Origin of the sequence: Pseudovibrio sp. Tun.PSC04-5.I4, from assembly GCF_900104145.1 — a bacterium.
Lineage (GTDB): Bacteria > Pseudomonadota > Alphaproteobacteria > Rhizobiales > Stappiaceae > Pseudovibrio.
In genome coordinates this window covers 1,873,145-1,882,311 of the sequence record NZ_FNLB01000006.1, presented here as the reverse complement: position 1 = coordinate 1,882,311, position 9,167 = coordinate 1,873,145, and the positions used below count along the sequence as shown (strand labels likewise).

At 50.5% G+C, this 9,167-nt stretch carries 6 protein-coding genes; 4 read left to right on the top strand and 2 right to left on the bottom strand.

The features are described from left to right. Positions 1 to 10 precede the first annotated feature (10 nt). Complete coding sequence (locus BLS62_RS13735) at positions 11 to 2,056, top strand: dipeptide ABC transporter ATP-binding protein (RefSeq protein ID WP_093181710.1); 2,046 nt, start codon at positions 11 to 13, stop codon at positions 2,054 to 2,056. 284 nt (positions 2,057 to 2,340) lie between these two features. Here the strand turns inward: BLS62_RS13735 and BLS62_RS13730 are convergent, their stop codons facing one another. Next, on the bottom strand, positions 2,341 to 3,501 hold the full coding sequence (locus BLS62_RS13730) for an IS30 family transposase (RefSeq protein WP_093181707.1): 1,161 nt from the start codon (positions 3,499 to 3,501) through the stop codon (positions 2,341 to 2,343). Positions 3,502 to 4,196: 695 nt separating this feature from the next. Between BLS62_RS13730 and BLS62_RS13725 the strand changes: the two genes are divergently transcribed. The 3 genes from BLS62_RS13725 to BLS62_RS13710 all read left to right on the top strand — a co-directional run bounded on the left by BLS62_RS13725 (position 4,197) and on the right by BLS62_RS13710 (position 8,231). Then, positions 4,197 to 4,469, top strand: a complete 273-nt coding sequence (locus BLS62_RS13725) for a hypothetical protein (RefSeq protein ID WP_093181704.1) — start codon at positions 4,197 to 4,199, stop codon at positions 4,467 to 4,469. A 41-nt stretch (positions 4,470 to 4,510) separates the two neighbouring features. Beyond that, complete coding sequence (locus tag BLS62_RS13720) at positions 4,511 to 6,289, top strand: M10 family metallopeptidase C-terminal domain-containing protein (protein WP_093181701.1); 1,779 nt, start codon at positions 4,511 to 4,513, stop codon at positions 6,287 to 6,289. A 983-nt stretch (positions 6,290 to 7,272) separates the two neighbouring features. After that, positions 7,273 to 8,231, top strand: a protein-coding gene (locus tag BLS62_RS13710) for an IS630 family transposase (RefSeq protein ID WP_093181698.1) whose coding sequence is annotated in 2 segments (ribosomal slippage) — positions 7,273 to 7,614 and positions 7,617 to 8,231 — 957 coding nt in all. Because the reading frame shifts where the segments join, the coding sequence is not laid out codon by codon here. Between the two features lie 287 nt (positions 8,232 to 8,518). On the opposite strand, the gene BLS62_RS13705 is transcribed toward BLS62_RS13710, so the two are convergent. Further along, entirely contained in the window at positions 8,519 to 9,148 is a 630-nt protein-coding gene (locus BLS62_RS13705) for a LysE family translocator (RefSeq protein WP_093181695.1), read from the bottom strand. Positions 9,149 to 9,167: the final 19 nt, after the last annotated feature.

Below are 9,167 nucleotides of genomic sequence, written 5' to 3'. Positions count from 1 at the left end.
GAGCAGAACCATGTCAGATGCACTCATTAAAGTTGAAGACCTTTCAATGGGCTTTATTGCAAAGGGCGGGCTGAAAGCTCCTATTTTGCGTGGCGTTTCACTGGAGCTACGGGCAGGTGAAACTATCGGGATCGTGGGAGAGAGTGGTTCGGGAAAATCTACACTTGCCCTTGCGTTGATGGGCTATCTCAAGAAGGGTCTAACGGTATTTGATGGACGTGTGATTTTCGATGGTCAGGACATTTTTGCATTGTCTGAGGTTGAACGGCAGCGCTTACGAGGATCTTCAATCGCACTTATTCCTCAAAATGCAGGGCAGGCGCTAACCCCGACCATGAAAGTTGGGCAACAGATTGATGAAGCTCTTCGCTTGCATTCCGATCTGAATAACGCCCAACGGGTTACCAAGACAATCGAATTGCTCGCAAAAGTCCGGTTGCCAAGCCCAGAAGAGATGGCGGATCGCTACCCACATCAACTCTCTGGCGGACAACAACAACGCGCAGCTGTGGCTATGGCACTTGCAGGTAACGCGAAGGTGCTATTACTGGATGAGCCAACGACTGGTTTGGACGTAACAACACAGGCACATATCCTAGAATTCCTGCGCTATCTGGCTCAAGAAATGGGTGTGGCAATGATTTATGTCAGCCATGACCTTGGTGTGATTGCTCGAGTTTCGGACAGAGTCGCGGTAATGTATGCAGGCCAGCTCGTCGAAGAAGGGCCAACAAGAGACGTTCTGCGAGCACCCAAACATCCCTATACGCGCGGCTTGCTTGCCTCCATCCCTAGATTGGATAAGCCAGGTATTCCTGCATCCATGCCAGGTATGCCGCCCGCTGTTGGTTCTATTCTGAATGGCTGTGCGTTTGCCGAAAGGTGTGACCACGTTCAAGCCGAATGTACTGATAAAGTTCCCGAACTTGTGACGGTTGGTGACGGACGCGCACGCTGCATCTTTGCTGAACAAAAGATTACTCCTCGTGCAAGCGTTCATCGAATTCCAAATGTCTCCAAAGTTCCTGCCCTGTCCCTTAACCGCGTCGCTATAGACTATGACAAGTCCTCTTTCCTTGATCGGTTGTTAAAGCGCACCAAGCTCCCAACAACGGTTGATCAGGTTAACCTATCCTTGCACAAAGGTGAAACTCTTGGTTTGGTTGGAGAGAGTGGGTCTGGAAAATCGACCATTCTACGGGCAGTTGCCGGACTAATGGGAACGAAAGCAGGTGAGATCAAACTGGGTGATGACGTAGACCTATCGGTTCCTGTTTCGGACAGGGACCGTGAAACTCAGCGCAGGGTTCAATTAATTTTTCAAAATGCCGATGCTTCTTTGAATCCGCGCCAGACCATTGGTGAAATTCTCAGCGCTCCGCTGCGCCTGTATTTTGGTTTGAACAAAAAGGAAGCGCTTCACAGAGCAGAGCAGATGTTAGAAACGGTTCGTTTGTCGGCTCGGTATTTGAACCGTTTCCCTGCCCAGCTTTCGGGCGGAGAGAGACAAAGAGTTGGAGTGGCAAGAGCATTTGCAGCCAATCCAGATGTAACCTTATGTGACGAGATCACCTCCGCTTTGGATGTCTCTGTTCAGGCAGCTGCGCTCACACTTCTAGCCCAGCTTCAGCAACAATCCGGTGGGTCTTATATTTTCGTCAGTCATGATCTAGCTGTTGTGAGAGCCGTATCCGACCGAGTCGCTGTCTTATATCAAGGACGGATTTGCGAAATTGGATCAGTCGAATCGGTTTATTCTCCACCATATCACCCGTACACGCAGATTTTGATGGGCGCAGTTCTAGAGCCCGATCCGGATTTTGTTCCCAAACTGCTTGTAGATGACACCACGGAAAAAGCACCACCTGCTACTGGTTGCCCGTTCAAACGCCGCTGTCCGCATCATCTTGGTGAGACTTGCGATACGGAAACACCTGTTGCACGTCAACTCCCCGGCGATCTCACTATTTACTGCCACATGGAATTTGAAGAACAGCAAACCTCTAGACTTAACAGGCCCCAAGCTGAAAAAGTGACCAACATTCAAAACAATTAAAGGACATGCTGAGTAGCGGACATTGGCCACTCGGAGTACGCATTAGATGACGCTCTCTCGGTTGCATATGTCATACAATACCTTTTGAGGAAAAAACTGCTTTCCCCTGCGGATTTTAAATAGGGTAACTTTGAACTCAAACTTCTGGTCTGGGTGCCATGAATGTAGGATCTGCGCCGAGAGACGTGATCATAGAGCGCTGCTGAGAACGTTTATAGAAGCCACCAAACGAACGAGTTCAACCCATGATGGAAGCACCCGAATGGCCGCAGTTGGCGGTGGATTCAACTGGTCGCGGCAACACACTGTGAGAACTTCTCAGCTGGGGTTTGATATTGCAAGGTCTTGCGTGGCCGCTCGTTGAGCTGTCTTGCGATTGCATCAAGTTCAGACTGCGTGTGTATAGATAAGTCAGTGCCACGGGGCAAATACTGCCGCAGCAAGCGGTTCGTATTTTCGTTTGATCCGCGTTGCCACGGTGAATGTGGGTCGCAGAAGTACACAGCAACATCCGTTACTAATGTCAGGCTTAGATGATCTGCCATTTCCTTGCCACGATCCCAAGTCAAGGATTTGTACAGCTCTTTTGGCAATTTGTGGGTGTGTTTGATCAACCCGGAGATAACACTGCTCGTGTCTTTGTTGGCAACCTTGATCAACATGACATAGCGTGTTTGCCGCTCAACAAGAGTGGCAATATAGCTATTCTTGGATCCTCCGATCAGATCACCTTCCCAATGCCCCGGTATTGCTCGGTCTTCGACGCAAGCGGGCCTTTTGCTGATCGAAACGGCATCCTTAATTTGGCCTAGGCTATTTCGTTTGAGGCTTGCATGTCTGGACCGGCGTATCGTGCGTTTAGCACGCAGATGGTCCAGCAGTTCTTTCTTCAATACGCCGCGGGCCTGTATGTAAAGGCTTCGATATATCGTCTCGTGGGACACCTGCTTTTTTACGTCTCCTGGAAAGCTACGTTTGAGCCAGCCGGCAATCTGTTCTGGAGACCACTTGCTGCGCAGCTTCACCGATACTGCGTGGCTCAAAGATGGATAGCAAGCGAGTTTGCATGTCTTGGGCCGTAGAGCGCGGTCCCAGGCAGCTTGATCAGCCGCTGCTGCGCGATAAGCAAGCCGACCACCATTTCGCTGCACCTCGCGACTGATCGTAGACGGGGTACGGCTCAACTGGCCGGCTATAGATCGTAAAAATGCGTTGATGCTGAGGCCTCGCGATATCTCCTCACGTTCTTTCAAGCTCAGCGCCAGCTTACCACGATGCCGATCAGAAGGGCGGATGCCTCCGGTCGGAGAAATGACAGAAAACACCGAGGAGGAGTGCCGGTCGAACACACGGCCAATCGAACTCATCGTTTCTCCCCGCTGCCATCGATCCCAAATCTCGGCTCGCTGTGCGGCAGAATAGTAAATACGGCGGCGATACGTCATGTCGAACACTCCATCTCTATTCAAAGATTAAAGTGTTGCCGCGACTAGTTGAACCCACCGCCCGTTCGTCCAAAGAGTAAACTTTTGCGCACGCTGCTTTTCGCGCTTGCAGCGAGAGTTCACTTCGTCCGCATCTTACCAGTTCATACTCCGAGTAGCCAACAACAGTTGCTCTGCATGTTCTTTAATTGTTCTGCATTATGGCCTCTGCCTTGGAGACTTGAACCGATCCATGATTTTTTCTCGTCATCGCGTATGACGGTGGGAGGCTTCGGCTCGGTTGTTTAAGCCCTTGTGTTGACAATGCCTTCTGACCGGCGGTTACCAATTATTTGTAGTTCCACAGCTTATATGATGAAGAATTGTAATCTTAAACGTCATTGCGAAATAATATTACATATGACTCGCGCATTTTATATTATAATAATACACCACAAATATATCTAATCTGTCTCTACGGGCAATCTGTTGAACAAACATAGCTTTTACCATTACTCACCTAAGTAATTTTCGTTTTTATGCCGCTACGTCAGATGTTACCAAACTGCAGTACGCATGAAAGCTACATAAAGTATGGGAGGTTATCGGTGGGATGCATCTATTCGCCGGCCATGGATGGTGATTGCCTTTTACACGGCCTGTGATTTTTGCTCTTCTCTGATATCTATAAGCTTGAGTATTGGATGCGGAGATACATGAAAAACACCATCAAATTTGCAAGTGTTGTTGTTTCCTGTTTATGCGCTTTCGAAGCAACGGCCACGATGCCGGTCAACCCGAACCGGCCCTATACCGAAACCACCTGTCAATATGCAAAGGAACGGTTGAAGGAGGCTGTCGTGGGGAGCCCTTTGCTGAACAGCAAGGAGCAACGACAAACCGTTCAAGATGCTATTCGACAAGTGGAGCGTGCGTGCCTGGAAGAGGCTGGGCGGACGGACACGACCCCGGAAACTCAGCGGAAATGACCTCATTCATTTGAATGTCCATTTTGAGCTGGAGACCAGGAATGACAAATCTCTATGAGACACGGGATGCCTCTGACGATGCATCCACATCCTACCGGTTGACTGATACTGGAGTTGACGCACAAGGTACAACACACACTGTATTTGAGACAGTTCAGGGCACAATTTCCAATGATGGCGATAGTGACTGGTATGCCGTAGAGCTGACTGCAGGGCAGACCTATACTTTTGCTGCCATGGGTACTTTTGACGGCGAAAACCGACTAGTTGACCCTTACCTTCGATTGCGGGATGGCGAAGGAAATCTGATAGTTGAAGATGACGATGGCGGGCCGGGTTCGCATTCAACCATCACCTTTACCGCAGCAACCAGTGGTACAGTTTATCTGGATGTAGCCTCCTATGATAATGTAGGCACAGGCCAGTATGGATTGTCTGTCGTGGAAGGCGACAAGGCCTATTATGATGGAAATATGGGTGCTGGTGCGTTGATACGCCCGGGTCTATCCTGGAGCGGCCCTGGCACAGCAGCGACTGTAACTTACGGGTTTCGCGACAATACCAACGGGCAGGAAGACACATTTGCGCAAGTAACCGATGCACAAATTACTGCCATTGAAGGTGTGCTCGCTTCCTATTCTGAAGTCGCCAACATCTCCTTTGATCGGGTGGAGCCGGATGGGTATACCGATGACGCAACTCTGCTGTTCTCCAACTACAACTCAACGACCGATGGGGCGGGTGCGTATGCGTTTTATCCCGGCTCTACTGACGCAGATGCAGATGAAGGTGACGTCTGGTTGAATACTAACAGTGTCTCGACCGAAGATCTGCCAACTGGCTCTTACAGTCATTTTGCTGTGATGCATGAAATTGGGCATGCTATCGGACTGGCTCATCCGGGCGATTACAATGCGGGTCCAGGCGTTCGGATCACCTATGACGATCATGCGCAGTTCCGTCAGGATACACAGCAGTACTCTGTCATGAGTTACTTCGATGAAAGCAATGCGGATTCAAATCTTGGATTTGGCGGTTTTCCGGATACGCTTATGCCGCTGGACGTTCTTGCACTTCAACAGCTTTACGGCGTGAATATGCAAACACGGGCAGATGACACGACATACGGCTACAACTCCAACGCTGGTGGCGTCTACGATTTCTCTGAGAGTATGCCGAGTGCACTGACGATTTGGGATGCTGGCGGCAACGACACTATCGATATGTCTGGCGCTGGCAAAGTGAACCAGATGATTAGCCTCGTTGATGGCACCTTCTCTAATGTCGGTGGCGGCCTAAGTAATCTGGCAATCGCTTATAACGCGATCATCGAAAACGCGATTGGTAGTGGTGGAAATGATACCATCATCGGGAACGCGGCCAGCAATACTCTCGTGGGTAAAGCTGGTAATGACACGCTGATCGGTGCTGGTGGTAGTGATAAGCTGATTGGTGGGAATGGTCACGACACCTTGAGAGGCGGTTCTGCAAGTGATCTCCTTAAAGGTGGCGCTGGCGATGATACCCTTGATGGTGGCTCAGGCGATGACAAACTAATCGCTGGGAGCGGTGACGACACACTTACTGGTGGCTCTGGCTCTGATAATTTCTGCTTCTTCAAGCTTGGTGGCGACGACACCATTACTGACTTTGAAGACGGCAGCGATATCATTTCTATCAAGAGCCATATGGCGGAGTTTGATAACCTGACCATCTTCGATGATGGCGACAATGCCATCATCACCTTCGGTACAAACTCAATTTCGCTGATGAACGTGAATGCGGCTTTATTGACTGAAAGCGACTTTGCATTCGTGTAAAGCAACCAGAGTAATTCAGTGCCCTGCTTTGTGGGGCACTGATGCATTCAACGGAAGCGGTTTAGGCATGTTCTGCGGCAAGCATACCTTTGAATGGTATTGCCAAGTTAGAGAGCCCCAAAAAATGTGGAGCGACTAGGCGGCGTACCCTAAACGTGCGTGCCCAACTGCAACAGAGATAGTCCGTTTTAAAAAGAGCTGCCCCACACTTTTTGGTGCTCTCCTTCATGCCCTTGCATCTTGGTAAAGCAGACCAAGTCGACCTTGACACCGCAGTTAGGACCAACAAATATTGTTTGAGAAAAGTTGAGGTCAAAATGGTAAGCGTCAGAGAAGCAGCGCACAAAGATGCGCAAAGTATGAGTGCAATATTGGCGGAAATTTTGGATTCATGGGGTAGCGACAGGCCAAGGTCAACTGCTCACGTCCTTTCCAAGTACGTCGAGCACCCCGACAGAATTAGATGTTCAGTCGCCTTGGATGAAAGCGACAACATCTTGGGTTTCCAATCGCTGATAATAGCAAGAGCTGGGAATATATATGACCTACCGGCCGGTTGGGGGATCATAGGCACCTATGTCAGTGCGACGGCATCTCGGAAGGGCGTCGGGGTAAAGCACTCTTTGCTTTCTCATTAGAAGCCGCACTAACTGCCAGTATGAGTGAAATTGATGCAACCATTGGCGAGACGAACGAATTGGGGCTGGCCTACTACGAGGCAATGGGATTTTGCACCTACAGAGTTAAGCCAGGCACAATCTGTAAAAAGCGAGCCGTACAGTCAGCAAACTAGCACGGAGGTAGATTGGGGATTCTTGCTACAAGCAGGGTCTAGCCCAAATTCAACCTTAGCCGCCCCTTCGGACGCGCAATGCAAATTTCTTATTGTGCAAGACCGACTAAAGCGTTTCGATCAAAAATTGAATCGTTGAGATTCACAAAGAGGTGGAAGTGTGATTCCCTGTGTTTGGGAGGATCACCATATGCCAGCAGCACTTTCTCTAGACCTGCGAGAACGCTTTGCGCGTCTGATCAAGGGCGGTATATCGGGTCGGGAGGCCGCGCGACGTCTTCAGATATCTGCTGCAACAGGATCTCGTTGGGGGCGTGAGGTGCGCGTTTGTGGATCGGCTACCATAGCGCCAATGGGTCGACCTCGTGGAACTGGCAAGCTCGCCCCCTATGTCGGGTTCTTCAAAGAATTGGTGATGCAAGACCCGGACATCACATTGTTTGAACTGCGCGATGCGCTTGCCGATGCTGAGGGCATCACGGTACATCATTCAGCCATTGCACAGCTGCTGAAGCGCCTTGGCTTCACGCATAAAAAAAGTCGCTGGTTGCCAGCGAGCGTCAGCGCCTGAAAGTAAAGCAACGGCGGTCTGACTGGTTCAAACATCGCCTCCCGGCTATCAAGGCCCTGCCTGAGCGCATTGTTTTTCTTGATGAAACCGCGGTCAAAACCAATCTGACCCGTCAGCGTGGCTGGGCAGTCCGGGGCGAGCGACTTGTGATGGACGCGCCTTTCGGGAGTTGGGGCACGCAGACGCTGATTGCAGGCTTGACCTGCGATGCATTGATTGCGCCCTGGATAATCAATGGTGCAATGAATGGAGAAGCTTTTGCAACTTATGTCCGCCACGTGCTGGTGCCGCAGATCGAACCGGGCACCGTGGTCATCCTCGACAATTTTGCCACGCACTACAACACAGAAGCGGCGGCTGCCTTGAAGGCACACGGCTGCTGGTTCCTTTACCTGCCGCCATATTCGCCAGACCTGAACCCGATTGAGTTGGCGTTCTCAAAACTCAAAGCCCACCTGCGCAAGATCGGCGCTCGCTCGTTCTCGGCTGTCTTCAAGGCCATCGGCGAAATCTGTGATCTTTACGACCCAACTGAATGCTGGAACTACTTCAAGGCCGCACAATGCACCTCAAACTAATCTCGAAACGCTTTAGATAGGTGTCTTGGGCCAACAGTGTCGGTGGGGAGGTTCCATCAAGGGTTGAACCATTTCGTCTGGAGCCTTTTGCTGCAAGTTTAATAAGTGTTTTGCAATTACTCAACTGGCCCATACCAGCTATCAGATCTGCTGGTGTCAAATTACAGCTTCCAGCCCAAAGCGATCATCGGTTCTAGCTCCAAGAAATGCGAAAGCGAACCGTCACTTTGCCAGACTTCATCAGTTGGTGCGCGGAACTTTCCTGCCGTTCATCATCAGAGAAAACACTAACCGTTCCGGGACACAGCGAGCCCGAAACCGCTGGCCACGAATAGCCCGCCGGTCGTTTTGTAAAGACGAGACATAAATATCTTTGAGAACTTTAATCCGCGAACCCAGGCGCCGAGGCACCCATATGTCAAGGCTACTGAGAACGCTCCTATCCCTACGAGTGCGACCATCATGCTTAGCTGTGCCCAGCTGTTCCCATGCACCGAAAGAAATTGCGGGAAAAGAGCTGTGAAAAAAGCAATTGCCTTCGGGTTGCTAACCGCAACGGTGAAGCCGTCGACAAATAGCTTGCGTGGGTTGCCGCGTTGATTTCCGCTTTCGGAAGAAAGAGCTACTCGCTCCGATGCGCTTCGCCACATCTGGAAGCCGATGTATATGAGATAGACTGCACCTGCATATTTGATCGCAGAAAACAAAAGTGCCGAGCTTGAAATAACTAAGCCAAGACCTGCTGAAGCTGCGCTCGCTTGGAGCACTGATGCAGTACTATTGCCTAGCGCGGTGTAGGCCGATTTGGTCCAGCCAAAGGTTGCCCCATGCGCAAATGCGACAAGGGTACTGGGCCCGGGGATGAAGGATACGCCCAGCACGGTAGCGAAGAAAATGATCCAATAATGAAAGTCCATGCACTCACGCCCTATTCGT